Annotated in this window: 20 protein-coding genes and 3 pseudogenes; 11 read left to right on the top strand and 12 right to left on the bottom strand. The window is 51.0% G+C overall.

Going from position 1 to position 26,534, the window contains the following annotated elements:
• The 3 genes from WA225_RS23310 to lspA form a co-directional block, all read left to right on the top strand.
• Window positions 1–1,179, top strand: a 1,179-nt coding sequence (locus WA225_RS23310) for a thioesterase domain-containing protein (RefSeq protein ID WP_422609804.1), incomplete at its 5' end; no start/stop codon positions are given.
• 163 nt (window positions 1,180–1,342) lie between these two features.
• Complete coding sequence (locus WA225_RS23305) at window positions 1,343–3,004, top strand: cyclic peptide export ABC transporter (RefSeq protein ID WP_175553977.1); 1,662 nt, start codon at window positions 1,343–1,345, stop codon at window positions 3,002–3,004.
• Window positions 3,005–3,190: 186 nt separating this feature from the next.
• A complete protein-coding gene (gene lspA, locus WA225_RS23300; protein ID WP_422609803.1) occupies window positions 3,191–3,676 on the top strand; it encodes a signal peptidase II in 486 nt (161 codons plus the stop codon).
• A 181-nt stretch (window positions 3,677–3,857) separates the two neighbouring features.
• Here lspA and WA225_RS23295 read toward each other — a convergent pair.
• Window positions 3,858–4,757 (bottom strand): annotated as a pseudogene (locus WA225_RS23295) (IS3 family transposase); the annotation flags it as partial.
• A gap of 1 nt (window position 4,758) precedes the next feature.
• Here WA225_RS23295 and greB point away from each other — a divergent pair.
• The 6 genes and pseudogenes from greB to WA225_RS23265 all read left to right on the top strand — a co-directional run.
• Window positions 4,759–5,112 (top strand): annotated as a pseudogene (greB, locus tag WA225_RS23290) (transcription elongation factor GreB); the annotation flags it as partial.
• A gap of 276 nt (window positions 5,113–5,388) precedes the next feature.
• On the top strand, window positions 5,389–6,837 hold the full coding sequence (locus tag WA225_RS23285; RefSeq protein ID WP_175553979.1) for an SIR2 family protein: 1,449 nt from the start codon (window positions 5,389–5,391) through the stop codon (window positions 6,835–6,837).
• A 3-nt stretch (window positions 6,838–6,840) separates the two neighbouring features.
• On the top strand, window positions 6,841–7,317 hold the full coding sequence (locus tag WA225_RS23280; protein ID WP_175553980.1) for a TIR domain-containing protein: 477 nt from the start codon (window positions 6,841–6,843) through the stop codon (window positions 7,315–7,317).
• 31 nt (window positions 7,318–7,348) lie between these two features.
• On the top strand, window positions 7,349–7,882 hold the full coding sequence (locus WA225_RS23275; protein WP_422609802.1) for a toll/interleukin-1 receptor domain-containing protein: 534 nt from the start codon (window positions 7,349–7,351) through the stop codon (window positions 7,880–7,882).
• A gap of 52 nt (window positions 7,883–7,934) precedes the next feature.
• The gene (locus tag WA225_RS23270; RefSeq protein ID WP_175553982.1) at window positions 7,935–8,477 is read left to right on the top strand and encodes a toll/interleukin-1 receptor domain-containing protein; all 543 of its coding nucleotides are present in this window, start codon (window positions 7,935–7,937) and stop codon (window positions 8,475–8,477) included.
• 54 nt (window positions 8,478–8,531) lie between these two features.
• The gene (locus WA225_RS23265) at window positions 8,532–9,380 is read left to right on the top strand and encodes a toll/interleukin-1 receptor domain-containing protein (RefSeq protein ID WP_175553983.1); all 849 of its coding nucleotides are present in this window, start codon (window positions 8,532–8,534) and stop codon (window positions 9,378–9,380) included.
• Window positions 9,381–9,829: 449 nt separating this feature from the next.
• Here WA225_RS23265 and WA225_RS23260 read toward each other — a convergent pair whose 3' ends face one another.
• The 8 genes and pseudogenes from WA225_RS23260 to WA225_RS23225 form a co-directional block, all read right to left on the bottom strand.
• Complete coding sequence (locus WA225_RS23260) at window positions 9,830–10,216, bottom strand: hypothetical protein (RefSeq protein WP_175553984.1); 387 nt, start codon at window positions 10,214–10,216, stop codon at window positions 9,830–9,832.
• Entirely contained in the window at window positions 10,213–13,146 is a 2,934-nt protein-coding gene (locus tag WA225_RS23255) for a hypothetical protein (RefSeq protein WP_422609801.1), read from the bottom strand. The genes WA225_RS23260 and WA225_RS23255 overlap by 4 nt, the downstream gene beginning before the upstream one ends.
• A complete protein-coding gene (locus WA225_RS23250; protein WP_422609800.1) occupies window positions 13,143–14,669 on the bottom strand; it encodes a hypothetical protein in 1,527 nt (508 codons plus the stop codon). The genes WA225_RS23255 and WA225_RS23250 overlap by 4 nt, the downstream gene beginning before the upstream one ends.
• Window positions 14,647–15,867, bottom strand: coding sequence for a tyrosine-type recombinase/integrase (locus tag WA225_RS23245; protein WP_422609799.1), 1,221 nt, complete (start codon window positions 15,865–15,867; stop codon window positions 14,647–14,649). Before WA225_RS23245 ends, WA225_RS23250 begins: the two co-directional genes overlap by 23 nt.
• 505 nt (window positions 15,868–16,372) lie before the next feature.
• A pseudogene (locus WA225_RS23240) lies at window positions 16,373–16,591 on the bottom strand (NAD(P)/FAD-dependent oxidoreductase); the annotation flags it as partial.
• Between the two features lie 148 nt (window positions 16,592–16,739).
• A complete protein-coding gene (locus WA225_RS23235; RefSeq protein ID WP_422609798.1) occupies window positions 16,740–18,104 on the bottom strand; it encodes a glutamine synthetase family protein in 1,365 nt (454 codons plus the stop codon).
• Between the two features lie 408 nt (window positions 18,105–18,512).
• Window positions 18,513–19,856 carry a chromate efflux transporter gene (gene chrA / locus WA225_RS23230; protein ID WP_422609797.1) on the bottom strand — a complete coding sequence of 448 codons (1,344 nt, stop codon included), beginning with the start codon at window positions 19,854–19,856 and terminating at the stop codon, window positions 18,513–18,515.
• Between the two features lie 293 nt (window positions 19,857–20,149).
• A complete protein-coding gene (locus tag WA225_RS23225; RefSeq protein ID WP_422609796.1) occupies window positions 20,150–21,085 on the bottom strand; it encodes a LysR family transcriptional regulator in 936 nt (311 codons plus the stop codon).
• A gap of 289 nt (window positions 21,086–21,374) precedes the next feature.
• On the opposite strand from WA225_RS23225, the gene moaB reads away from it, so the two are divergent.
• The gene (gene moaB, locus WA225_RS23220) at window positions 21,375–21,914 is read left to right on the top strand and encodes a molybdenum cofactor biosynthesis protein B (protein WP_422609795.1); all 540 of its coding nucleotides are present in this window, start codon (window positions 21,375–21,377) and stop codon (window positions 21,912–21,914) included.
• A complete protein-coding gene (gene glp, locus WA225_RS23215; protein WP_422609794.1) occupies window positions 21,911–23,116 on the top strand; it encodes a gephyrin-like molybdotransferase Glp in 1,206 nt (401 codons plus the stop codon). Before moaB ends, glp begins: the two co-directional genes overlap by 4 nt.
• Window positions 23,117–23,256: 140 nt before the next feature.
• On the opposite strand, the gene WA225_RS23210 is transcribed toward glp, so the two are convergent.
• From WA225_RS23210 to WA225_RS23200, 3 genes are all read right to left on the bottom strand, one after another.
• Entirely contained in the window at window positions 23,257–24,153 is an 897-nt protein-coding gene (locus tag WA225_RS23210) for a bestrophin family protein (protein WP_422609793.1), read from the bottom strand.
• Window positions 24,154–24,189: 36 nt separating this feature from the next.
• Window positions 24,190–25,188, bottom strand: a complete 999-nt coding sequence (gene moaA / locus WA225_RS23205) for a GTP 3',8-cyclase MoaA (RefSeq protein WP_422609792.1) — start codon at window positions 25,186–25,188, stop codon at window positions 24,190–24,192.
• A 323-nt stretch (window positions 25,189–25,511) separates the two neighbouring features.
• Complete coding sequence (locus WA225_RS23200; RefSeq protein WP_422609811.1) at window positions 25,512–26,354, bottom strand: CAP domain-containing protein; 843 nt, start codon at window positions 26,352–26,354, stop codon at window positions 25,512–25,514.
• Window positions 26,355–26,534: the final 180 nt, after the last annotated feature.

The following is a 26,534-nucleotide window of genomic DNA, read 5'->3' as shown; positions in this document are numbered from 1 at the left end:
TTGAGCCAGACACTGCCGGACTACATGGTGCCTGGTGTGGTCGTGATACTAGAAAGCCTGCCGCTGAATGCCAATGGCAAGGTGGACCGCAAGGCATTGCCGGAGCCAGAGTTCGAGAGCGAGCGAGCGTATGAGGCCCCGCGAGGTGCCGATGAGGAAACACTGGCGGCAATCTGGGCTGAAGTGCTTGGTGTTGAGCGCGTTGGACGCAATGATAATTTCTTCGAGTTGGGAGGGCATTCAATTGCTGCTTTGCGAGTAATTGCTCTCGCTCGTGAAAGCAACATGACGGGGCTTCGATTAACACTTCAGGCCTTGATGACTCGACCTAGTATCAAAGGCCTTTCAGAGGCGCCCGAATCCATGACGTTGCTTAACAAAGCGATTGAGGGAAGTACTCCTCTATTTTGTATTCATCCAAAATTGGGGATGGTTTATAGCTATTTGGCTATGGCAAAACGGCTTAATGGCGCTCGGTCGGTTTATGGCTTGTCCTGCAGAACTTTAAATAACTCCAAGCACCGCGACGTATCGCTAACTCAGATGGCGGATGACTATGTAGAGTTAATAAGGGCTACTCAGCCACAGGGGCCATACTCAATATTGGGTTGGTCCTTGGGTGGGGCTTTGTCGGTACTGATTGCCGCGAAACTTGAAGCTCTCGGGCAGTCGGTTGCGTTTATCGGGTTGATTGATCCGCCGGTGTTTACTGAACTCGTTGAAGTAGTACCAGAAGAGAGCTGGCAGGATGAATTTATTGGTTTTTTCCGGCAGGTTACAGATCGTTCAGAATTAATAGTTGGTCTGCCAGCTGAAATTGTAGATCCGATGATCGACGAACAACCTTTGCTCGAGTGGTTGCGTGCTTTCGTATTTGGTTGTCAGGAGCGCCTGCAGCGTAAAGGAAGAAAAATTTCAGCTGACGAAATAGTCAGAGTGTTCTTGGTAGGAAGATGTTTAACACAAGCAACAAATCGTTCGCTAAAAGCGTTTCCTTCAGTGAGAGCCGAAGTACATTGCTGGTGGGCGAATGACAGAAAATCTGAATCTGTCGTTGATCTAACTAATCAACTTGGAGCAAGCAAGATTCATCACTATCAAATCAATGATGATCATGAGGGGATTGTGGAGAATCCAAACGTTCTTGGAGATCTTGAACGAATTCTAGGGAGGATGTAACTAGCGTTGATGGAGGACGGGCGATGGATTGCATTGCCCGACAGTTCAGGGGGGAGGCCTAAACAAAATACGCCGGTAATTCGTCCCCCCCAATTGTTATGAGCATGCCAGAGAGGCCTAAGGTGGCCATTCGCGTCCATTCTTTTTTCTAGTGGAGAAATTTTTGCTTAGCTACCTAATACGAAAATCCCGCAATCTGATGATCGCTGCCGCATTGGTAAGTATTACCAGTGGTTTGTGCAGTGTTCTTTTGTTGTCGCAGGTCAATGCCGCATTGACCGCCACATCATGGGCGGAGCGAGCTGCAGTGGCTTGGCGTTTTGCCATTTTTGCACTTGCTGCAATGTTCGGTCAGATGATTTCTTCGGTACTTTTCGAACGATTGAACCAGCGTGCTCATGCCGACCTAAGGCGTTTCATCTCCAAAAGAGTCATCTCCGCAGATTTTCGAAGGCTTGAAGAGGTTGGGAGCGCAAGAGTACAAGCGGCCTTATCCGAACACTGCACGAAGGTCGCAGAGTTTTTTGTAAGTTTTCCGAGAATCCTCGTCAATGCGATTATCGTTCTGGGTTCATTGGTTTATGTTGCTTGGCTCTCATGGCAGGCTTTTTTGGGGGCTGTGATCGTAATTGGATTGGGTTCTCTAGGTTACCACTTGGCACACCTACGTGCGATTCGGCATTTGGAAGTCGCTTCAAAAGAGCAGGGTCGCCTGTTCGACCATTTCCGGTCTTTGACGGACGGAGCCAAAGAATTAAGGCTTCATGCAAAAAAACGCAGAAAATTTACTGACGATGTACTGGATAAGTCAATTGATAAAGTTCGTCGTGAACGAACTTTCGGGATGTCTTTATTTTTGGTCTCGTCCGCATGGGGGAACTTTCTAATCTATGCATTTATAGGTTTGGTGTTGTTTGTGCTCGTAGGGGATGTTCCTGATCGTGCACAAATAGTTACCGGGTTTGCGTTGGTTTTTATTTACATGGTTGCACCTTTAGAAAGTCTACTCGTATCCCTGCCTAACGCCAATCTGGCAAAGGTTGCAGGTTTGCAGATTGACGAGATAGTCCAGCAGCTCGTGCAAGATGAAGTTGGTGGGGTGGATGCAGTTGTGTCTGGATTTGATAGTTTGGTTTTGTGTGGTGTTGAATATCAATATTATCACGAGAGTGCTGACGATTTGTTTACGTTGGGACCTATTGATCTATCCTTTTCTCCTGGAGAAATTACATATTTGGTAGGGGGGAATGGTAGCGGGAAAACATCGTTGGCAAAAATGATAGTTGGACTTTATCGGCCAGAGTTGGGAGAAATCCGTATCAACGGAGAGCAGGTTTTTGACGCTAATCGTGACAGATACAGGCAGATGTTTTCCGCTATTTTTTCAGATTTTCATTTGTTTGAGCAAATGATGGATACTTCATCGGCAGAACTAGACCAAAAAGCTAATATGTTGCTTGAGAAACTACATCTAAATCACAAAGTACATGTGCATAACGGCGCATTTTCGACGAGGTCTTTATCACAAGGACAGCGTAAGCGTCTAGCTTTGGTTGTAGCGTATCTAGAAGATAGACCTTTCATAGTGTTCGACGAGTGGGCGGCCGATCAAGACCCAGTGTTCAAGGAGGTTTTTTATCGTGAGTTACTGGTGGAACTGAAAGCTCAAGGAAAAACCGTGCTGGTCATTACACATGATGATAGATATTTCCATCTCGCAGATCGACTGATTCGCATGGAGAATGGTCAAATGCTCTCAGTCGAAGCTTCGGTTGGAGCCCTCTCAAGGAGATCGGTTTGTACAGATCCATCCAGCGTCTCCTAAACGGGGTAAGCTTATGCTTGTAGCAGGTGTGAAATGTGCTGATTCGCAGATTTTCGTGAGTGGGCGATTCAGGTAAGATTCGTCCACGACTAGCCTTGCTCTATGCGATGTAAACTGCAGGCAAAAAAGCTAGATTTTCAAAGGTTTGATTTCCGAATAAAGAGAGGGGCGAAATTGATTTCAAATGTGGGTGATAAGCTAAAATACTTCTTTGTCTCATTGGTTGTGGTTGTTGTTGATCAGATGACTAAAAGTATTGCTAACGCAAATTTAGATTTTGGGCGTTCAGTAAAAATCTTGCCGTTTTTTGATATTCAGCTTTCTTATAACTCCGGTGCCGCTTTCGGATTTCTCAGTCGCGCAGGAGGTTGGCAGCAGATACTTTTTTCCATAGTTGCCATTTGCGCAATTATCCTGCTGGTAGGCTGGATAGCTAAACAACCTAAGCATAAAATTAGATATACCTTTGCGTTAGCTTTGCTTCTAGGTGGGGCTATAGGTAATTTAATTGATCGGATGGTATATGGGCATGTGGTAGATTTTGTGCTTCTACATTGGCAAGATCATAACTTTCCGAATTTTAATATTGCGGATTCGGCAATAACCATTGGGGTGCTATTGTTAATGCTAGACTCTTTTAAAGTCAAAGGAGTCGTGGATGACAGGCCTTGACTTTAAGTCTTGAGTAATTTTGGTAGTTGGTGACGTTTTCTGAGGCAATTGTTTCAATCTTGAAGCGCATCTATGAGTTGAGCTTTAGAGCGTCGTCACCAACTCATCGCTGACCTTATGTAGCCATCGGCGACCCCTTAAATCGGAAAGCACCACCTTGCGAAAAGCGTCTTTGTAGTGGTCAACTAATCCCGGACACGACGTTAAGTTTTTCCTCGGCCCGCGCTGGTGCCAACCCATCGTTGAATTGATGAGGCCGAATCCAGTTGTAGCGATGCATCAAAAAATGGCTGATATCGCGCTGTGCTTCCTGCGCAGTTCGATAGCCCACGGTCGGTATACATTCTGTTTTCAAACTGCGAAATACGCGCTCCATCGGTGCGTTATCCCAGCAGTTTCCTCGTCGACTCATGCTTTTGGGTATGCGGTATCGCCACAACCGCTGCCGAAAGAGTCGGCTTGCATATTGCGATCCTTGGTTTGAGTGGAATAGCAGATCCGAAGGCCTACCACGCTGCTCGTAAGCCATATCCAGCGCTTTGATCACCAACTCAGCGCCTGGCTTTTCCGACAACGCCCAGCCCACGATCCGACGCGTATAAAGATCCAGGACGACAGCCAGGTAATGTCACTTTCCTTGCGCCCAAATGTAGGTGATATCGCCGCACCAGACTTTATTGGGCGCTGGCACGTCGAACTCGCGGTTCAATGTATTCGGGATATCTAGCCTTTCTACTGTTGCTCGTTTGTAGGCGTGGGAGCCGGGTTGTTTGCTGACTAAATCAAGCTCGCGCATCAAGCTACGCACTTTGAATCGACCGAGTTGCTCACCGTCTTCATGCATCAGCGACAGGATGCTTCGACTGCCCGCAGAGCTGCGATTTTGCGAGAACTGCTCACTGACGCGACTACGCAATCGAAGCCGTTCATCGGGCGTGGGGCGCCGCAGGCGCTGGGCGTAGTAGCACGAGCGAGTGACGTCAAACACCTTGCACAGCCAATCAACCGGCTCATGCGCGCTCAACTGGTCAATCAGCGCGAACGCTCGTGATCTTCCGACATCAAGAGCGCGGTAGCCTTGTGACCGTAGTGAGAACGCGGATTATCAATACAACAAGAAGCTTCTCCGTGAGATTGATCGCAGAGTTCGATACCTACATAAGCGTCTTGAGGACGTGCGGGTTGTCGAGTATTCGCCTGAGCAGGAAGGAAAGGTTTTCTTTGGAGCCTGGGTAGAGATTGAAAACGATGTGGGAGAAGTAAAAAAATTTCGGATTGTGGGGTACGACGAAATTTACGGCCGTAACGATTACATCTCGATCGATTCGCCGATGGCGCGTGCGCTGTTAAAAAAAGAGGCGGGCGACGAGGCCGTTGTGCAGACACCAGGCGGAGAAATGTTGTGGTGGGTCAACGAAATACTTTATAGGAAATAGTATGATTTTCTAGGTATCAGTACTATTTGTAAGTGCTTGTATTTATAGGGTTTTATAGAAAATAGTACGTCAGGTGCGGTCCTTTGGTGTATACGACACTTATAGATTTTTTGGATCCTATTTTCGGAAAATTTCAAGGCGACTTTAGTCGTGCAGCGATATTCCCAGATACTAGCGTAGCGTTAATTAGCGAGCCGTTCAGTGGCTCTAGGCTGCGCCGCGTTGATTAGACCGCCGCAGATTATTTGCTGGCGCGTGTCTAAGGAAGACGCTTGTATGCGGAAAAAGTTTTCGGCAGAAATTGAAATTTTTATTCGCCGGTACGTCCGGGATCTGAATGAAGGTGTTGCCGCAGTCTTTGCGGGGGCTGGGCTTTCTCGGGATTGCGGCTACGTGAACTGGCCAGAGCTGATGCGAGAGGTAGCGGAAGAGCTCGGGCTTTCGGTTGACAAGGAGCACGACCTGGTTTCACTTGCCCAGTTTCACGTTAACGAGCGCAGCGGATCAGGTGGACTGGCTCGTCGCATCATTGACGAGTTCTCCGAGCATGCGGAGCCGTCGGATTCGCACCAAATTCTGGCCCGCTTGCCAATCAGAACATACTGGACGACCAACTACGACCAACTTATTGAAAATACGCTTCGTAAGAACCAGCGTGTTCCAGACGTTAAGCACCAGGTTTCCGACCTCTTGACCACGCGACCTAAGCGGGATGCCGTTGTTTACAAGATGCACGGAGATGCACTGTCTTCCACAGAGGCCATTCTCTATAAATCTCAATACGAGCAGTATTACAAAACGCACGAGGCCTTTGTCACGGCTTTGAGCGGTGATTTGATCTCCAAGACTTTCCTTTTCATCGGCTTCAGCTTCACCGATCCGAACCTTGATTACGTACTGAGTCGACTGCACGTGCCACCGCATGCGCGGCGTGAGCACTACTGCTTCCTGCGCCGCGAACCCTCCACTCCGTATGAAAACGAAGACGCTGAGGCGGTACGATACCGCCAGCGCAAGCAGGAATTGCACATTCGAGACCTAAAGCGGTTTGGAATCCAAACGCTCCTGGTCGAGGATTACAAAGACATTCCCAAAGTTCTGAGAGCGATTGAGGAGCAGTTCCTCAAGAAAACCATCTTTATTGCCGGCAGCGCGGAAGAATACGGTGATTGGGAAAAAAATGACGCGCTGAACTTCATCCACACACTCTCATCTAGCCTAATTCGAGCCGGCTACCGCGTAGTCAATGGATTTGGATGGGGCGTGGGAAGCGCCGTAATCAACGGTGCCTTGGATGCTATCTATTCAAATCCAGAGAAGTATTCAGAAGATCAGTTAGTTATGAGGCCGTTTCCCCAGGTGGCATCGCAGGGCCAGGATTTGGGTGTGCTATGGCAACAGTATCGCGAGCGCATGATCTCGCTGTCAGGCATCGCGCTATTTATCTTTGGTAATAAGGCTGGCCAAAACGGCATCGAAAATGCTGGGGGCGTCCAAAAGGAATTCGACATCGCCGTTGCAAAAGGCGTCGTTCCAGTACCTATTGGAGCAACGGGCTATATGGCGAAAGAACTGGCCGATAAAGTGATTGCCGATCCCGGTAGCTATATACCTGAAGATCTTTGGCTGGCCGACGAATTGAAAAAATTAAACGAAAGCTCGACTGATGCCAAAGTGATCGAGGACATAGTACTCGGGATCGTCAAGAAGCTAGCGGGGGCGTGATCCATGAAACGTAACGTTTTTTACAGCTTCCATTTTGGCCAGGACGTGTTACGCGTCCAGCAAATACGTAACATGGGTGTCATCGACGGGGATGAACCGGTCAGCCCAAACCGCTGGGAAGAGATTAAGCGCTCTGATGAAGGCGTTAAGCGTTGGATCAACGAGAATCTCCAGCGCAAGTCCTGCCTGGTGGTGTTGATCGGAGCGGAAACAGCGAGCCGTAAATGGGTGCGATACGAAATCATGAGGGCATGGGAGCTGGGTATTCCAGTTCTAGGTGTTCGTATCCATAACCTCCGATGCCCGAATGCTGGCATCGGAGTATACGGAACTAATCCCTTCAGCTCCTTGACTCTGAAGCGGGCCAACGGAACGGTCTATACACCTAAGGTGTACGATCCCCGTTCAAATGACGCGTACGGGGTCATCAAAGCGAATCTGCCTACCTGGATCGAAACAGCTATCAAAGAGTGCGCATAAGCGCCCTCTCTTATTCTTCTAAGAGGTATACATGGCTTTTTTTACCAAGGAGCAGGCAAAGGCTGCTGCGCGCCGCTCGGAAAATATGCTCGATCAAGTTGCGGGACTAGAGTCCTACTCGGATGAGAGGTTCGATGTGTTTTTGTCCCATTCGATGCTGGACCAGGATCTGGTAGTGGGCGTAGCCATGTTGCTAAAAGAGCAGGGATACAGCGTTTACATTGATTGGGTTGAAGATGAAGAGCTGGATCGCGAGCATGTTGACAAGGAAACGGCGGAGCGCTTGCGTCAGCGCATGCGCTACTGCTCAAGCCTGATCTATATAGTGACTGATCGATCAGGTCAGTCCAAATGGATGCCTTGGGAATTGGGTTATTTCGACGGTTACAAGGACGGTGGTGTCGCTATCCTTCCCCTCGTAGATACAGTGAATTCCGGATTCGATGGCCAGGAATACTTAGGCTTGTATCCCTTGGTCAACCAAGTCAATCAGCGATTGTATGTAGAGGATGCCTCTAAAGTGCACTCGGACTTTTGGGCTTTCGTAAATGACCCGTCTCGCTAGATGTCTGAAGCCCAACTTTGAAAAAATTAATTAACAGTTAACGGCTAAGAAAATGGCTCGTAACGTCACAAGAAGCGAACTAAAAAGCATTGCTGTCAGTGCCTCTCGAAGACACAATTTCACGAAGTCTCTGACTGCGTCAGCGCACAACCTGACATTTATCTCGCATTCCAGTAAAGATGAGGATTTGGTGGCGGGGGCCATTGAGGTTATCGCTAGCCATGGCGGCGTCCCCTATATCGATGAGGTAGACCCGGCAATGCCGAGTCACACGTCGGAAGAGACGGCGGAGTTGTTAAAGAAGCGGATTGTTGAGTGCAAACGGTTCGTACTCCTTACGAGTCCCAATAGCAAAGATAGCCGATGGGTGCCATGGGAGCTGGGCGTCGCCGATGGGAAAAAAGGGATTCACAAAATCGCGATTTTCGGTGCCTCTGATTCTGCAGGTCTTGATGGTTGGTCATCTTGGGAATACATGGGTTTATATCCAAGAATAATCTGGGGGAAACTTCAGGGCTACTCAAATGAGCTCTGGATGGTCTACTCACAAAAGACGGACTCAGCCGTAACGCTAGAATCTTGGTTGCGGAGCTAAATTCCAATTTTACAGGTGGTATTCGGATTCTCATCAAAATGAGCTGGGGACAATATGTATCTGGGTTTTGAAATTGAGCACTATAAAACGTTCGAGATGATCAGTAATGCGGCTATCGATGATTATCGCAAACAGGCCCGCGATGCGGCGGTCAATGACCTGGCTGACTATGTTATAGGTCAGATTGATAAAAAGGACGTGATTGACGCCAAGGAGCTCGCTAAAAAGATATTCCCGCAGCAGGACGCCCATGTGTTCTTGTCGCATTCCCATCGCGATGAACGTGAAGCTATCGAGTTTGCGCTTTCTCTGGAAAAACGGGGTGTCAAAGTCTTCGTGGACTCCTGCGTGTGGGGCTATGTGGGCGATTTGCTATTGAAGATAAATGCTCATTACTCCGATAAAGAAGAGATAGGTGGAATCACCAACTTCTCTTACGATAAATGCAATGACGTGGCAGCTTCTCTGTTTTTAATGTTGAATGAGGAGCTACATCGAATGATTGATGCATCGGAGTGTTTCATCTTTTTCAACACCCAAAACTCCGTAAGTATCAAAGGATATGAAGGGTTCGCTGAAGGCGATCGCACGTTTTCTCCCTGGATTTATTCTGAGTTGGCTTTCAGTGCTAAGACGCGATACACACTGCGGCCTCGCAAGCGCCTCCCCAGAGGCATCGTAGGAGCGATGGAGTCACACAAAGTGCATAGGGCGATGGCATCAGCATCTTTTGCGTTTGAGATCATAAACCTGCACTTACCTAAGCTCAGCGGTAACGATGTTAAATCGTTAGCTGATAAGACGCCTCATGTTGGTTTTTTCTGGCTAGATGCGCTGTATTACGAGCATGACTTAGAAAATGAGTTCAAAGACCGCTGTCAGGCTGCTATTTTAAATGGCTAACGGAAATGTGCGACTCAGGACTGATCGGCCCTGGTGATCAGGACGTAATCATCCCTGCCCATTCTCTCAAAACAAAGCTGGCCAGCGACGAGCGACTAACCACCAGTCAAAGTGATCATTTGTTTCGCGTGGCGCACACCATTGCTTTAGCTGAGTCTTTTTTTGGCAACACTGATAAGGCTATGTGCTGGCTTTCCAAACCTAAGTGCAGTTTTCGCTGGAAAGTCTCGGGAGTAGCACAAACCATGTTCAGCGTTACGGGGCAGAAGAGGGAAGGGAGGCTAGGGCAGATACTAGAGTTGTTATCTGCCGTGTATGAAGTTCCTACAGCAGCGGTGACACGTGCTTTATAGGTGTCAGCAGATTACTGACGAATAGCTAAAAGGCTCCGTGCCACATCCGCGACTTAACGTACTGAAGTTTTACCCTTAAAGTACTACTTTTTCGCTTTAAGAAAGGTCAGGGGTAATATCATTTTCATATAGAATTTTCAGATATTCGGTATGAAGCTGAAGTAAACTTAGGTTTTGAGAGCGAAGTTTATCAGCCTCCTGCCTCAAATTGGTATATGCCACTAGTAGACTTTGTCTTGACATGGTTTCCCCCTTTGTTTTAGGTCCGGATTTTATGACGTCTTTAGCAATCTCAAATTCCTTGTGGATTGTTCCGCTCTTCGTTTTGTATAATGAGGTTCTTTCATATAAATAACCTGTAACGCTTTGAATTTTTTTTATGAAGCTATTCCAGCTCAGATCGCCTTCTTTTTCGATATCCCAGTTTCTGAGCATTTCAATAAAAGCCGTAGTGTCCTCGTCTGTTATTCTTCTACGCTTCATTTACAATTCCTATTTTGGAGAGCTTTCAGTGCTCTTAGAACAGCACTGTAAGAGATTTTTATGCTTGGGTGCCGTGTTAGAATGTTTTTGTATATTTTAGATGTGTCGCAATCGATTTGGAACCAGTCTTCACTTGCGCAGCAAGATAGTATCAGTTGGTCTATGTTCCAAAGTGGTTTGTTTGCGCCGCTAAATTTTATTAGTCCGGTTTTTGCGCTCTTCTCTCTGATATGGTTAAAGCTTTTTAATAACGTATTGTTTGAAAAAATGTATGTCTTGTTGAATGTAAACCCTGTTTTTTTTGCAAATTTCGCTAAAACGGATTCCACGGTAGGAAGCCCATCTTCAATTCCCCATTCTCTAGCGAATTGAGAGAAGCATTCATAAATGTTTTGATTGTTGCCATCAGGTAGTACCGATTTCCTTTCGCAGACTAAGTCTCCATGCATAGAGATAAATATCAAACCAATGTCGTGAAAATATTTGCGTTTTTCTAAAAGTTTGCTGCGAATTTCAGAGTTTTTCTGAAGCGCAGCGAGAGTTATTTTTGCATATGAAAAGTTTGTTTTGATTTGCTTTGCTACTTTTGGGAGTGTAGGGCAACCATGAAGTTTGAAATTCCAGTTTTCCAAAAGTTGTGAAGCTATGTATTTATTGTTCCAGTACCATCTTGAAGATGAGTCTCTTTTAATTAGATCCGTACTGAGCATTCGATTGCCAAGGCCCTCGTAAGCGCGCTGCATGGCGTCGTTATTTATGATGGCTTGATGCCGAATTAAAGTTTTATATTTAGCCTTAAAGCTACTGCAAACGTTCTCCCAGGTGGGAAGTCCATTATGTACAGTCCATGAATCCATTAGCGATTCAAATGCTTCTAAAATGTTGTTGTCAATGCTGCGAATTAGAATTCTACCATGCTTATAAGCCTGTTTTTTTACTTGATCTGCGTTTAGGGTGCGAGAAATAATTGCCTTTGAAACTATGTTGTCTCTTGGGGTGTCTGGTACTAATGCGCATAATGCGTTGGCGGGGACCGAAGTGTCCGAGCAAATTTCTATTTGCTTTTTGTATCTTGATATTTTGTTTGTATGTGAATTAAGGAACTTTTCCGCGCCGGGTTCTCCTTTGTCTACTGCAATTTGAGTGGCGGCTATTATTGGTTGTAGTTTCTCTACCATTCTATGTGCTGCTAATAATGATTTGTCGTCACCTCTTCTAAAGCAGTGTTCAGAGCAGTCAATACATTGAAAGACATTGGGGCACGGACCTGAATTATAGTTGTGTCGGCATAGGCCAAGTTCAGTTACGTGAAGCGATCCAATTTTTATTTTGAAGAATTGTTCGGTTGATACCCCAGTTTGTTTGTGTTCTTGCTCGTATAAATCATCTAAAAAACCGCCGAACTCGAACCCTGCCCCGATTGCATTTTCATCAATGAGATCAATTTTTTCCAGAGGAGTACGATGATCATAATCGTCATTTTGTTCCACTGAGCTTCTACCAGACCACATTGCAATCAATCGCTGGTCTATGTGTTTGCTCTGCGCCAACGTATTAAGTAAATGACGCATAGCATGTGTGCCTAAGGAAAGGTCTTCACGCTTGCGGCCTCGGAAAAATAATCTACCAAACCATGATTGGAGCTTGTTTGTCGAAAAAAAACAAGGTGCGTAATGGCACTGCCAATAAATTTTGAAGTTAGGAGTTTTGGAGGAGTATGGATATACAAATAAGCAATCCTTGAATTCAACATTGGATACACCATCTACGAATGGGAAGGTAGGTGATAATTTGTTGATAACCCACTTGTATAGGTTGGTGGCGCTGATGAAAGCCGCGTCCTTCAGTAAAATTTTTTCATTGTGGCGGTAATAGTTTGAAGAATCTGACTGAAACAACCTGCCTAGTCCAGGAGGTAAAACTGCGGCAGGTAATGAACTGTTTCTGTTCGCATATAGTTTTTGAGAATACACTCCATCGCTTCGCTCATAGCCGATTAAGGCTAATGCCTCTTGAACATTATATGTTTTCCGGTCTCTTAAATGCTCGAGGCCTTTCGGGATGTAAATGACTTTGTTCTCTTTGTACCAGGCTGCTGCGTCTCTTGCGGATTGGCCAAATTTGATAAGCTTCTGGACTGCTTCCCCGATAACCTCCTCAAACTCGGCACAAGGTGGCCTCTTCACGACGGACTTACCGTTTTTGGCTGGCATAGGAAAGCATAAACCAAATCCGTCCAGAGACGTAATACAGTCAAGATTCAACGTCACTATTTCAGAGGATCTAGAAGGCGCATAGTTCAATAGTGCGAACGCTGATGAGACTATCGTTTCAAAACCATTCTGAGGAAGCCTGAATGATTCAGCCAGCATTTTGCATGCCTCGAGATCTGGTAAGAGTGTCTTTGTTGAGCGGGGTGGCCTAGTATGAGGATTCTCAGTGTATTTTATATTTTCTGGGGATAAATTATATTTCTTATAGGTTTTACCTATGTTAGCAAGTCCGGCCCCCGTGCGAAACTTTACTCCCAGTGAGAGGTTGTTTTTATTTGAGGCGCGTAGAAAGTCTGAGTTGGTGATTTCCCATGGTTTTTTAAATGAAGGTAGAGAATCAATAAGAAAATAGAATCCAGTGGCAATATCTCGAGATTTCTTTTTTTCTTCCAGTGAGCGGATAAGATGAAATAGTTTAAGCGTGACAATCCAGTCCTCGTCTGCGCAGATGAGTTTGAATACGCCACTTTCTTTTTTATAAGTGGGGGGTAGTGCATGGGTAAAATCACACGGGTCGCCTTTGAGCAACATGTTGTTCGGGAGTTTGTATTTCAATGCTAGATCTATATTTTTTCCGCTCATTATTTGGTCCTGGAATAGCGGTATAAATACTTTCTTGAATGAGTCGAAATTTAGCTGAGGTGTGTTTTTGCTCATGAGGCGCGCTCTTGGTTGACACACAATTTTGAAATCCACATGTCGCATGCCTCTACATATTCCAATACCGTATTTTTAATTTTAATGTCAGGTTGGTTTTCGTACTCGCTGATTAGATATTCTTTATATTCGCCAAACGGTGCATCTCGAAATGGTTCAAATTTCGAGCAAAGCAGGCATGCTATTGGTGCATGATCTGTACAGTTTGCCATGGTTCCGCAAACGCCAATTGGCTTTGCTTGTGCAATTCCATAATGGCGTTGTATGGAGTTGGGCATTTCCAAAACGGCTTTTTCATATCCACCCTCATAAGGTGTACCTAGAAATAATTTCGCAATGGAGGTAAGTGCCGGTCCTAATTCCTCTTTGATCCTGGCTTGTGCTTCAGGTATAGAGTCGATATAAGAGTTTGCCGAGGAAAGATTGTTGTGCAAACCTAAGTACATAAGTTCATGTGCGCTTGCTCCATTTACGGCTGCGCGTGTTAGCAAAGTGTGTTTAAATCTAATGAAGTTTAGATTTACTCTTCCTCCCGTAACTCTGCTGCTCCTAACACCCATTTCATAAATGACACTCTTAAGTCTTGTCATTAGGGAGGTAGCATTGCAACGAGTATTGGGCAGTTTTTTTATTTCCTCTTCGGTAATCGTAAGCCCAGCTATCCCAGAGGAATTATGGATTAAATAAGTTCTATTCCTGCTAATGCAAATAGGTACCATATAATCGAGCAGGGTGTTCACCAGCGGTGGAAGTCTGACATTGATGTAGACGGGTTTGTTTTTTCTTTTCTGCTTGATTATTTCAATTTTTAGTGTCCAGTTTTTCTGGGGTTCACTGTAAGTTAAGTCATCTAGCTTTATGTTGAGAATTTGGCTTTGCCTATATCCGAGTACCAGAGCCAAAAAGAAAATGGCTAAGTGTTCAATTTCCAGCAGACCATTTTCGTAACCTTTGCAGATAGCGAAGGTTACATCTCTTACCTCGGTTTCGGTCAGTGCTCCATTAACAGGGTCGGCCGAGCTTATGGCGCTCCCGTTTTTTCTTGACGATGTACGGATTATATCAACTGCTAAATTATACTCGTCGCACCATAGAACTCCTTTGTCTCCGTTGCATGCAACTAAAAAGGCTTTCATATTAGGGTTGCACTTTAACCAGTTTATGAAAGAGGACCATAGCTCTTTACTTTCACTTATCTTGTGTATTGTGCGTCCTTGGCTGAGGGTGGCTTCACTAAGCAGCTTGCAAAGCTCTTTGAGTTTCGTGCAGAACGTCTTAATGGAAGATAGTGCGTAGCATTCTGCTATGCGTGAGCAAAGTTCATGGCGAAATGACTCTATGATGTCGTCGACAAGATAGTTCTGCATCTGCTTGAAATCTATCGTGCACTGGCCACTCAAGGTCTCATGTTTAATTGTTAGATTTGATCCAACAATAAAATCAAGTTTTGTCTTTTGATGGTATACAGTTATTTCTTCAAATGGCTGGTTTAATTCTTTTTTAGTCGTTTGACTGTGCGCCATCGCTAACGTCCTTGCTAAGTTTGTTGTGGAGAGATCGGTCTTCTGATAACAATCGTTCATTGCCGATTTTTTGAAAGGCATATTTTGCATAGTGTTCTGGCATTGAAGACTTCAAACTCCATCCCATCTGAACTCGGAGAACGCTTAATGCGTTGGAGATGATTCTCTCTTTTTCTCTTCCAGTGACAAAAGATGCTTTTTCATATTCGTTAAGAATAAAGTTGCATGCCCAAGAGTGTCGTAGGCTATGAGGAGTGATTTTTAATTCGATTTGCTCGCTCAGTGTTCTGAAAATCTTACCTACAGCATCGTTTGATAGCGGTTGCCCAGAAATACCGATGATTAAGAATGGGTGTTTGATACTCGCTTTTATTTTTTTTCTTTCGATAATATATCTTTCGATAAGTCCCCATAATGAGTCCGAAATTTTCAGTTCTCTGTTAAATGTCTTCACGGTAGCGGGCGACGTTCTAGGGTCCAGGTTCATGTCAGTACTTGCTTCAATTTTTGTAGTTATATATCCTCGATTTGTTCGTTGAAATCCGGCCACTCTTATACCGAGTAACTCACTGTTCCTGATGCCCGATTCACGCAGAAGATGAAATACAACTAGATTCCTATGTACTAGGAATTTTTCTCTGTTTTTTGAATTTGACTTTATTGTTAAATCCATTTTTATATAGTCTTCATTTGTCCAAGGTTGAACAATATTTTCATTGTCGGAGTTGTAGCTTCTAAGTTGATTTTTGAGTCTGTCTCTGAAGTCGCTGAGGGAATTTCTTTTATCCTTGTTTGTGCCGATTATTAATTCTTCAGCGATATATCCTAGAAATTTTTTTGCGATACCGCATCTTCTGTCATAAGTGGAGTTGGATACTTTTTTCGGATTTATAATGCCTATTCCCGCGATTCGGTTTTCGAGGGTTGATTTTGTTTCCGTAAGATGACTGCGTAATTTTGTAAGCTCTCCATTGGTGAGAAAGCTTCCGTTTGAAAATCTTCTTATATAGTCAATTTTTTTATACTGAAAAAACAGTATGACTAGACACAGATCGTAACTATACGTAATTAATGACTTTGGTCGAGTTGTGGGGTGTTGATTGATAAGCCAATAGTTTGCCCAAAACACAGGCTTGTCATTGTTAAAAATCAGTGCTGTGGGATTGCCGCTTGGACTTTTGAATTCAAATACTTTCATGCTGACTCTTTCACTGGAAGTAGTGAAGGGGCGGTTGGTGTCTTTGAATTTTTTTTTAACTTGAGGAAAAGATACCCGTCAGCGATTACTGACGCAGTAGCTTTAATCTGATTTGGTGGGATGTTAGATTGATAGTTTTCACAAATAGCAGGTGCCCGGCGCATATCAACGATTCCTTGATAAAGTAAACATCAAAGTCAACGCTGATCACTCGCACACTGCCAAATTTCTTAGGGCTTTAGTGTTTCAAGTTGAACTAGCTGATGGACCAGGCAGACCTACGCCGGGGCTGCCAATACGATCAATTATGCACAGGAATTTAGATGAATCAACGGGTGATTCTTGCTTCGGCTAAATTTATATATTAGTCAACACGTTGTATGTTACGTATAAAGTCCATGTTGACTTCATGGTTTCCCTCACTTTGTTGACCGGACAACCCAATTTTCCCCGTTTACACTGAAGAATATATAAATAGTCAACAAAAGGTTCTTCGGGCGGATAATACTTGGCCGCCATTGCGCCCGGTGGCGCCCCAGCCGATTTTGTGGCTTTCGACGATGGCGACTTTCAGGCCTTTTTCGGTGAGTTCGACAGCGGTGGCGACGCCGGTGAAGCCGCCGCCGATGATTACCACGTCGACAGTGTGTCGGCCTTGCAGGGTCGGGTAGTCGGTGTCTTGGTTGAGGGTGGCGGTGTAGTAGGAATTGCAGCGTTCGGTCATGTCAGTGTCCACACAAATTCGGGAGTCGGAGTGCAGTCCCCTGTGGGAGCTGGCTTGCCAGCGATAGCGGAGTGTCAATCACCACAGAAGGTGAATGTGCCGGCCTCATCGCTGGCAAGCCAGCACCCACAGGATCTATGTCCAATGGTTAAGCTTCAGTGAGATACCAGCGCCAATCCTGCTCACCCACCTCGGCCATGAACTGCCGATACTCGGCACGCTTCACCGCCAGATACACCCCGAGAAATTCCTGCCCCAACGCATCCCGCGCCCACACTGAGTTCTCCAGCGCCTGCAGCGACGTCAGCCAATCGGTCGGCAACAATTCCTTCGCCTGCGCATAGCCGTTGCCTTCGACCGGCGCACCCGGATCAAGGTCTTCACGAATGCCACGATGAATACCGGCAAGGATCGCTGCCGCCGCCAGATACGGGTTGGCGTCGGCGCCGCAGATGCGGTGTTCGATGTGCCGGGTATTGGCCGGGCCGCCCGGAACGCGCAGGCTGACGGTGCGATTGTCGACGCCCCAGGTCGGTGCCAGCGGTGCGTAGCTGTTGGCCTGGAAGCGCCGGTACGAGTTGGCGTTCGGGCAGAACAGCAGCAACGAATCGAGCAAGGATGCGAGCATGCCGCCAATCGCCGTACGCAGCAGTGGCGTGCCGGTCGGGTCTTCGGAGGCGAACAGATTATGTCCCGCGCCATCGGCCAGACTCACGTGCATGTGCATGCCGGTGCCGGCCAGATCATCGAACGGCTTGGCCATGAATGTCGCCTGCATGCCGTGCTTGTGGGCGATGGCTTTGACCAGACGTTTGTAGCGCACGGCCTGATCCATCGCCTCCAGCGCGTCGCCATGTTCGAGGGTGATTTCCACCTGACCCGGTGCGTATTCGGAGATCGCCGTGCGCGCCGGAATACCGTGCAGTTTGCAGGCGCTGTAGAGGTCGGCGAGGAACGGTTCGATCTGTTCCAGCTCACGCAAACCGTAGACCTGAGTGTGTCGCGGTCGGCCTCCGTCAGCATCCAGCGCCGGTTGCGGACGGCCGTTGTGATCGCGTTTGGCGTCGAGCAGGTAGAACTCCAGCTCGCAGGCCATCACCGGGTAATAACCCTCGGCCTTGAGGCCGTCGATGACCTTGATCAGCAAATGGCGAGGGTCAGCGATGCTGGCGGGCATGCCCTCGGTCGGGTGCATGCTGACCTGCACGGCGGCGGTCGGAATCTGCCGCCATGGCAGGCGCACCAGACTGCCTTCCAGTGGATAGGCGCGGCAGTCGATATCGCCGACGTCCCAGACCAGACCGGAGTTCTCGACGTCTTCACCCTGTACGGTCAGACCGAGGATGGTGCTCGGCAGCGGGCGGCCGCTTTGGTAGACGGCGAGCAGTTCTTCGCGGTGCAACAGTTTGCCGCGCGGCACGCCGTTGGCGTCGAGGATGAACAACTCGATCATGTCGATATCGGGGTTCTGTTCAAGGAACAGGCGGGCGTCTTCGATGGCTGCGAATTTCATAATCAATCACTCACGATGGCGCCGCACAGGCGCGCAGATTCGGGCCGGACACGACGCAGCAATAGGCGTGGCTGTCCTGGCAGGGATATCAAGAAGTTGGGGGCTGTCGCGGTTCTTTAACGGACGCGATCAGACAGGCAGAGAGATATCCGGCGGGCGTGCGGAGTGACGCAGCTTGGAACGGCGCAGGGCCATGGGGAGATTGACGATACGATTCATACGCCGCCCCTGTGAGAGAGGGCGCGCAAGGAAGAGACGTTCAACGATTCTGCTTGTTGTAGTGACGTACTCATAACGCGTGTTTCCGTTGGCGGAAAACGTCGGTGGCGGGCTGACCCGCCGACCGGTGTGCCCGGATAGTAAGGGGGAATTCGCGGGCGTGTAAACGGGAGATTCACAGGCCAGGGTTCAGCGCATCAGGTGAAAGCCCAGCCCGGCGAGGGCGCAAACGATCAACACACTGATCACGCCGCGTTTGAAAACGAACAGCGCCAGCGCCGCCGCAACTGCCAACATCAGCGAAAATACATCCAGCGCCCCGGCAAAACCGTTCGGCCAGAACACGTGATAAGCGAAAAAACACGCCAGGTTCAGGATCACCCCGACCACAGCAGCGGTGATCGCCGTCAGCGGTGCGGTGAACTTCAGTTCGTTGTGCGTCGATTCCACCAGCGGCCCGCCGGCGAGGATGAACAGAAACGAAGGCAGGAAGGTGAACCAGGTCACCAGCGTGGCCGCGAGCGCCCCGGCGGCAAAGGCATGTTCGGGGCCGAACGCCGGTTGCACATAGGCACCGACGAAACCGACGAACGCCACCACCATGATCAGCGGCCCGGGAGTGGTTTCGCCGAGCGCGAGACCGTCGATCATCTGCGTCGGCGTCACCCAGCCGTAATGCCCGACGGCGCCCTGATAGACGTAAGGCAGCACCGCGTAGGCGCCGCCAAAGGTAAGCAGCGCGGCTTTGGTGAAGAACCAGGCCATTTGCGTGAACGTGCCGTCCCAGCCGAACAACGCGGTCAACAACGCCATGGGCAAACACCAGAGCACTGCGCCGATCAACGCCAGACGCAGCAGTTTCGGCAGGCTGAAACGGGCATGTTCGGGCGCTGGTGTATCGTCGTCGATCAACGCCGGGCCGAAGGATTTTTCGCTGTTGCGGTGACCGCCATGGCTGAATCGCTGCGGTGCGAATCGTCCGCCCAGATAGCCGATCAGCGCGGCCCCGAGGACGATCAGGGGGAAGGGCACGTTGAAGGCGAAAATCGCCACGAACGAGGCGCCGGCAATCGCCCATAGCCAGGCATTCTTCAGGGCGCGCGAGCCGATGCGATGCGCGGCGTGCAGCACGATCGCGGTGATCGCCGGTTTGATCCCGTAAAACACTCCGGCCACCGCCGGCACGTCACCGAAGGCGATGTACAGCCAAGACAACGCGATCAGAACGAACAACGACGGCAGCACAAACAGCGCACCGGCGATGACACCGCCCCAGCTGCGATGCAGCAGCCAGCCGATGTAAGTCGCCAATTGCTGAGCCTCGGGGCCGGGCAGCAACATGCAGTAGTTGAGTGCGTGCAGGAAACGTTTTTCGGAAATCCAGCGCCGACGCTCGACCAGCTCCTGATGCATGATCGCGATCTGCCCGGCCGGCCCGCCGAAACCGATGCAGCCGAGTTTCAGCCAAAAGCGCCAAGCGTGACGCAGGGTGACGGGGTCGGGGCGGGGCAGGTGGTTCGGCGCTGTGCTCAAGCGTGACTCCGGGGGCGAATCCTGGCGGAGTGACTATCTAATCAGACTTTCAACCCTCACCCCAGCCCTCTCCCAGAGGGAGAGGGTGCCGACCGAAGTGTCTGGCGTTATCCATCGACCTGGAAGATCGAGTCGATTATGGATTTGGTTATCAGCCGCAGGGGCTGACGCAGGCGTCTGGCATCGTCCATCGTTCTGAGAGATTCCGTCGATTATGGATTCACCTCAGCCATTTCAGGTCGGCGTACCTCTGCAATATCCCCCAATCAGTCCCCTCTCCCTCGGGGAGAGGGCTAGGGTGAGGGGCTTGTGCTTTTCAGGCATGCGCCAGACTCCAGCGCGACGCCACACCCAAACAGCTTCCGCGCCTCGGCAAAACACTTCTCGGCAATTGCCGAACGCGGTTCGGTCTTGCGCATCACCAGCCCCAATGGCGCCAGCACACTGGCATCCGGCAATTGCATGAACGACAGGTGCTCGATCGGCTCCTCAAGGCCACTGTCCAGCGGCATGATCGCGCAGCAGAAACCTTGGTGAATCGCCTGCAACAGTTGATAAGTCGAATCGCTTTCCATGATCGGCTGCGGGCTGAGCCCACGGCTGCGAAAGCTCAAGTCGATGGATTTACGGTAATGCATGCCAGCAGTGATCATGCCCAGCGGCAACTCGGCGGCCTCTTCCCAGCTCATTTGCGAGCCTTCGAAATGGAAATGCCGGTTGTCGTAGAGCAGCCCTACACGCGTTTCACCAATCTCGAAGAACTCGAAATAGTTCGGGTTGACGTGCTCGAGGTAGCACACGCCCAGATCGAGTTGATTGTTGCCCAGCCCGGCGATGATCTCGTCGGAACTGAGTGACGACAGACTGAATTTCAACTCCGGGTACGTCGCCGACAAACCCTGAATGTAATTGACCGGATTGAAGCTACTGAGCGGCACCAGACCCAGACGCAAACTACCCACCAGTTGCCCGCGACACGCTGCGGCTTCGGCGAACAGACCGTCATGCGCCGCCAGCAAAGTGCGCGCCCAGGCCAGCACGCGCTCGCCGGCCTGGGTGAAACCCTCAAAGCGCTGGCCACGGTTCACCAGCACCAGATCCAGCTCGTCCTCCAGATTGCGCAGGCGCATCGACAAGGTCGGTTGAGTGATGTGGCAGCGTGCGGCGGCCTGGCCGAAGTGACGGGTTTCGTCCAGCGCGATCAGGAACTTGAGTTGTTTGATGTCCACGATGGCACCTGCTTGATGGGGATTTTTTCATTGAGTAGTGACGCAGATGCGCGGGGCGCACGAAAAGCGCAGGGTGCGACGATCTCATCTGAACGGTTGTTCGTCCAATCGGAAGTGTTTAAAGGACTGTCGATCGGCTCTATCAGGCCCGGTTTTACTGGCCTTGAGCAAGGTGACAGTTACCGATAGAGCAGGTCGATAAGGTGGTTGGCCAGAGTGATTAGACAGTACTCATAAGCGGCACTTAGGCTGCCCGGCAATGTTGATTGATTGCTTGCGGAGAACTGCCATGAGCGCAAAAGCCGATGCCCTGTTTGTCCCCCTGAATATTGCCGTGCTGACGGTCAGCGATACGCGCGATTACGCCAGCGATACCTCGGGCCAGTTGCTGGTCAGTCGCTTGCTGGAGGCCGGTCATACGCTGAGCGAGCGCAACCTGCTCAAGGACGATCTGTACAAGATTCGCGCACAGGTCGCCCAGTGGATTGCCGACGAAGGCATTCAGGTGGTGCTGATTACTGGCGGCACGGGTTTCACTGGTCGCGACAGCACGCCGGAAGCGGTGGCCTGTCTGTTCGATAAGCGGATCGACGGCTTCGGCGAACTGTTCCGCGCGATTTCGATTCTGGACATCGGCACCTCCACCGTGCAAAGCCGTGCGCTGGCCGGGCTGTCGAATGGCACGCTGGTGTGCTGCCTGCCGGGCTCGACCGGTGCTTGCCGTACGGCGTGGGAAGGCATTCTGGCCGAGCAACTGGATAACCGTCATCGCCCGTGCAACTTCGTCCCGCACCTGAAAGCCGTGCAAGCCTGCGGAACACGTGGATGAATCGTTCACCCTTGATGCCAGTGGAAGACGCGCTCGAGCAGTTGTTGCTCATGGCCAATGAACAACGATTGGCCGACAGCCAAGTGCTGCCGCTCGACGAAGCGCGCGGCCGGGTGTTGGCCAGTGATCTGGTAGCGACCCTGGATTTACCGCCGTGGCCGAACAGCGCCATGGACGGTTATGCGTTGAACCTGAGCGATCTGGAGCAGCAGCCGCTGACGGTTTCACAACGAATCTACGCCGGCGCCGCTCCGGAGCCGTTGTTGCCCGGGACGTGCGCGCGGATCTTCACCGGTGCGCCGGTGCCGCCCGGCGCCAATTGTGTGGAAATGCAGGAAAACGTCGAGGTACTGGACGACGGTCGCGTGCGGTTTTTGCAGCCGTTAAAGGTCGAGCAGAATATTCGCGCGCAGGGCCAAGAGAACCGCGTCGGCGATATTTTGCTGTGTGCGGGCAAGCGCCTCGGGCCGTTTGAACTGGCGGTGGCGGCGGGGCAAGGGCTGGCGCAGTTGCATGTGGTGCGCCGGCCGAGGGTGGCGCTGTTGTCGACCGGTGATGAGCTGGTCGAACCGGGCCAGCCGTTGCGGCCCGGCAGCATCTACAACAGCAATCGTGTGCTGTTGGGGCAGTGGCTGCGTGAATTGGGGTGCGAGGTGATCGACGCCGGGATCCTGCCGGATCACCCGGCGCAGACGCGGCTCAAGCTTGAGCAACTGCAAGTGAGCGCGGATCTGATTCTGACCACGGGTGGTGTGTCTGCCGGTGATGCCGATTGCCTCGGGCAGGTGCTGCGCGACAGCGGTAAACCGTTGTTGTGGAAACTGGCGATCAAGCCAGGAAAACCGCTGACGGTCGGGCATTTCGGCATGGTGCCGGTGATTGCTCTGCCGGGCAATCCGACCTCGGCGCTGGTGACGTTTGGCTTATTGGCGCGGCCGTATCTGCTGCGCATTCAGGGTGTCGAAGACGTCATGCCGCTGAGTTTCACCGTCAACGCAGGTTTCGATTGGCACAAGGCTGGCAGCCGTCGTGAATACCTGAGAGTGAAACTGGAGGCGGGGCGAGCGGTGCTTTATCCCAATCAAAGCTCCGGCGTCTTGCTCGGCGCAACCTGGGCCGACGGCCTGGTGGAAATCCCTGAAAACAGCACGCACAACCTCGGCGACCCGCTGCGCTTTATCCCCTTCAACGAACTCTTCTGAACCGACAACACAAATCAAACCTGTGGGAGCTGGCTTGCCAGCGATAGCGGCAGGTCAGTTGGCATTGATGTTGGCTGACACGGCCCCTTCGCTGGCAAGCGAGTTCCCACAGGGTTTTGAGGTGGCTGCAGAGGTAAGGGTCAGCTCAGTACATAGTCCACAGGCTTCAACGCCGGCGGCACTTCGGCGCCAAGTTCGGCGAGGATGTCGCGCTCGATGGTGCGTACCAGCGCATCGGTGGGTAGGTCGTTTTCGTCGCGACCGAACGGGTCTTCCAGTTCATCGGCAATCGCATCCAGGCCAAAAAACGTGTAGCTGACAATCGCGGTGAACAGCGGTGTCAGCCAGCCCAGCGGTTCGGCCATGGCAAACGGCAGCAGGATGCAGAACAGATAAATCGTGCGGTGCAACAACAGCGTGTAAGGAAACGGCAGCGGCGTGGTTTTGATCCGCTCACACACCGCTTGCGCCTGGGTCAGGCTGGTCAAATGGTTGGCCAGCAGCACGTAGCGCCATTCAGTCAGTTCACCGTTCTGATGCAGATCGGAACACTGCTCACCAACCGTTTGCAGGATGCGCCCACTGTAATCCGGCGTCTGCGGATCGGGTTTGGGCATGATCCATTGGCTACTGGCGTCCGCTTCACTCTCCTTGCGCAACCGCGCGTTCAGCGCATGGGCAAAGCCGCACAAATTGAGCAACAACGGTTTACGCTCAACCGACTCACGAATCACATGGGTTTCGCGAATCACCGAGCGGATATGCACGATCACCTCGCCCCAGGCTTTACGCGCTTCATACCAACGGTCATAGCAAGCGTTGTTGCGAAAACTCATGAAGATCGACAGCGACAAACCGAGCAAGGTAAACGGCGTGGCGTTGACCTTGGTGAAGTTGCTCGGATGGAGGATTTCCACCAGCACGATGGCTGAAGCCAGCAGGGTGACCATCAACGTGCGCATGGCGATGCGCTTGGCAATCGAACCCTTGAGGGTGAAGAGGATGGCGAACTGGCTGACCTTGGGTCTGATGATCATGCTGTGCGGTTCCGATAACCGATGAAACTGGCGGGATCAGCCGCCGGTCATGTTCATGAAGCGGACGACCTGGACATCATCGTTCACTTCGAAATTGTGCCGATACGGCTTGAGTTTCATCGCCTCGATGATGGCCTTCTCCAGCCGTTGCGGTTGCCCCGGATGGGCGCGCAGTACCGCTTTCAAATCCACCGAATGCTCGTTGCCCAGACACAGTAGCAGGCGCCCTTCGACGGTGAGCCGCACGCGGTTGCAGGTGCCGCAAAAGTTGTGGCTGTGCGGCGAGATAAACCCTAGACGAATCTCCGGCGCCTCGGCCAGCCGCCAGTAACGCGACGGGCCTTGCGTCGACTCCGCCGAGTCGATCAAGGTATAGCGCTCGGCAATCTTTTCTCGCACCTGCGCGCTGGAGAAAAACGACTCGGCGCGGCTGTGTTCGCTGATGATCCCCAGCGGCATCTCTTCGATGAAAGAGACGTCGAGCTGGCGGTCAATCGCGAAGCTGACCAGATCGTTGATCTCCTGATCATTGCGGCCCTGCATCACCACCACGTTGAGCTTAGTGCGGGTAAAACCGGCCTTGCGCGCGGCATCGATGCCGTTGATCACCTGCGCCAGATCGCCGGTGCGGGTCATCTGTTTGAAGCGCTGCGGATCGAGGCTGTCGAGGCTGATGTTCAGGCGTTTGACCCCGGCATCGAACAGTGGCGCGGCCAGTTTGCCCAGTTGCGAGCCGTTGGTGGTCATGCACAGTTCGCGCAGGCCGGGCAGGGCGGCGATCTGCTCACACAACTTGACCACGCCCGGGCGGATCAGCGGCTCGCCACCGGTGAGGCGAATCTTGCGTGTGCCGAGCGCCACAAAGCTCTGCGCCAGTTGAAAGATTTCTTCCAGGGTGAGGATTTTTTGCCGTGGCAGAAACTGCATGTCTTCGGCCATGCAATAGACGCAGCGGAAGTCGCAGCGGTCGGTCACCGACATGCGTAGATAGTCGACGCGGCGATTGTAACCATCGATCAAGACACGCTCTGACAAGGAAGCCTCGCAGGAATGAAAACCGCTGTGGAAAGAGTGGGGGCAACGTAGGTTATGGGCAACGTTCCATGGCGTCCAATCACTGTTAGTGACTGATCGATTGACGCCATCGATGACCCGATTTTTGAATATCACAGATCATGGCTACACCGCTCAGCACTGAGGGAGCTGTGTTGGCCAAGAATGACGGGGACTGCACCGAACATTGTGGGAGCGAGCTTGCTCGCGAAGGCGTCAGGTCAGACAACGTTGATGTTGAATGTACTGGCCTCTTCGCGAGCAAGCTCGCTCCCACAGGGGAGGGTGGTGAACTTGAGTGCGGCTTACTGGGCGCCGAACATCGCGGTCCAGTAAATGCCTGCGCTGCTTTTCGGATCGGTCGCGTAGGCGGCGCCGAGTTCCTGGTATTGCGGGTTCATCAGGTTGGCGCAATGGCCGGGGCTGGCGAGCCAGCCTTCGACGACTTTGTGCACGGTGTCTTGCCCGGCGGCGATGTTTTCGCCGACCTGTTGGCCGCTGTAACCGGCGAGTTCCGCGCGATCGCCGGGGGTGCGGCCGTCGCGGTCCTTGTGGTCGAAGTAATTGTTGTTGGCCATGTCGCGGCTGTGATCCTGGGAAATCGTGCCCAGTGTCGCGTTCCAGGCCAGCGGTGCAGCCGCAGCGAAAGCCTGGCCGCCACACTGCCGCGCCTGACTGCGGGCGACGTTGAGTTCACTGAGCAACTTCTGCCCCTCACTTTGCGCATCGCCCAACTTGGCCGACAACAGTGGCCGCGCCAGCACGATGCGCCAGTCACGGTCATCACGGCTGACACCGACATCGACGAACTGCGGATCAAGCACCACCTGACAGAAACTCTCCTGAATCGCCTTCATCGCCGACGCCGCATCACGCGGACCGTTGAGGGTGATCGCCTGCACATTGACCATCGGGTAACTGGCGCTGGCCATGGCTTGCTGCAGATCGACGGCACCGGTGGCGCGTAATCTCAGACGCGGATCGGCCGACAAAGGCGCGAGTTCGTTCGACGCCTGCGAACCGCAACGCTGCGGCTGGCTGCGGTAGCTGTTGATCGACTCGATCAGTTGCGACTCATCACCGGCCATGGCTGGAATGGCAAACACAACGCCCACGGACAACGCGGCACAACGCAAAACGAATGGCATGAAGCGCATGGAAATCTCCCTTGAGCTGAATGCGCCCATGATGCGCGAAAGGCCCCCGGTGAGTGCAATGTCTTTTTTCTTCATTCGGCCTGTTTTCTGCGCAACTTTGCCGATGGATTTGCCGTCTACACTCACCGAAGCCCCCGCAAACCGGGTGTCTCCCCGACGTAATACCTTGCC

Source organism: Pseudomonas sp. (assembly GCF_049300855.1).
In the GTDB taxonomy this organism is placed as follows: Bacteria; Pseudomonadota; Gammaproteobacteria; order Pseudomonadales; family Pseudomonadaceae; genus Aquipseudomonas.
The sequence above is the reverse complement of the archived record's forward strand: the minus strand, read 5'-3'. Positions and strand labels throughout refer to the sequence as shown.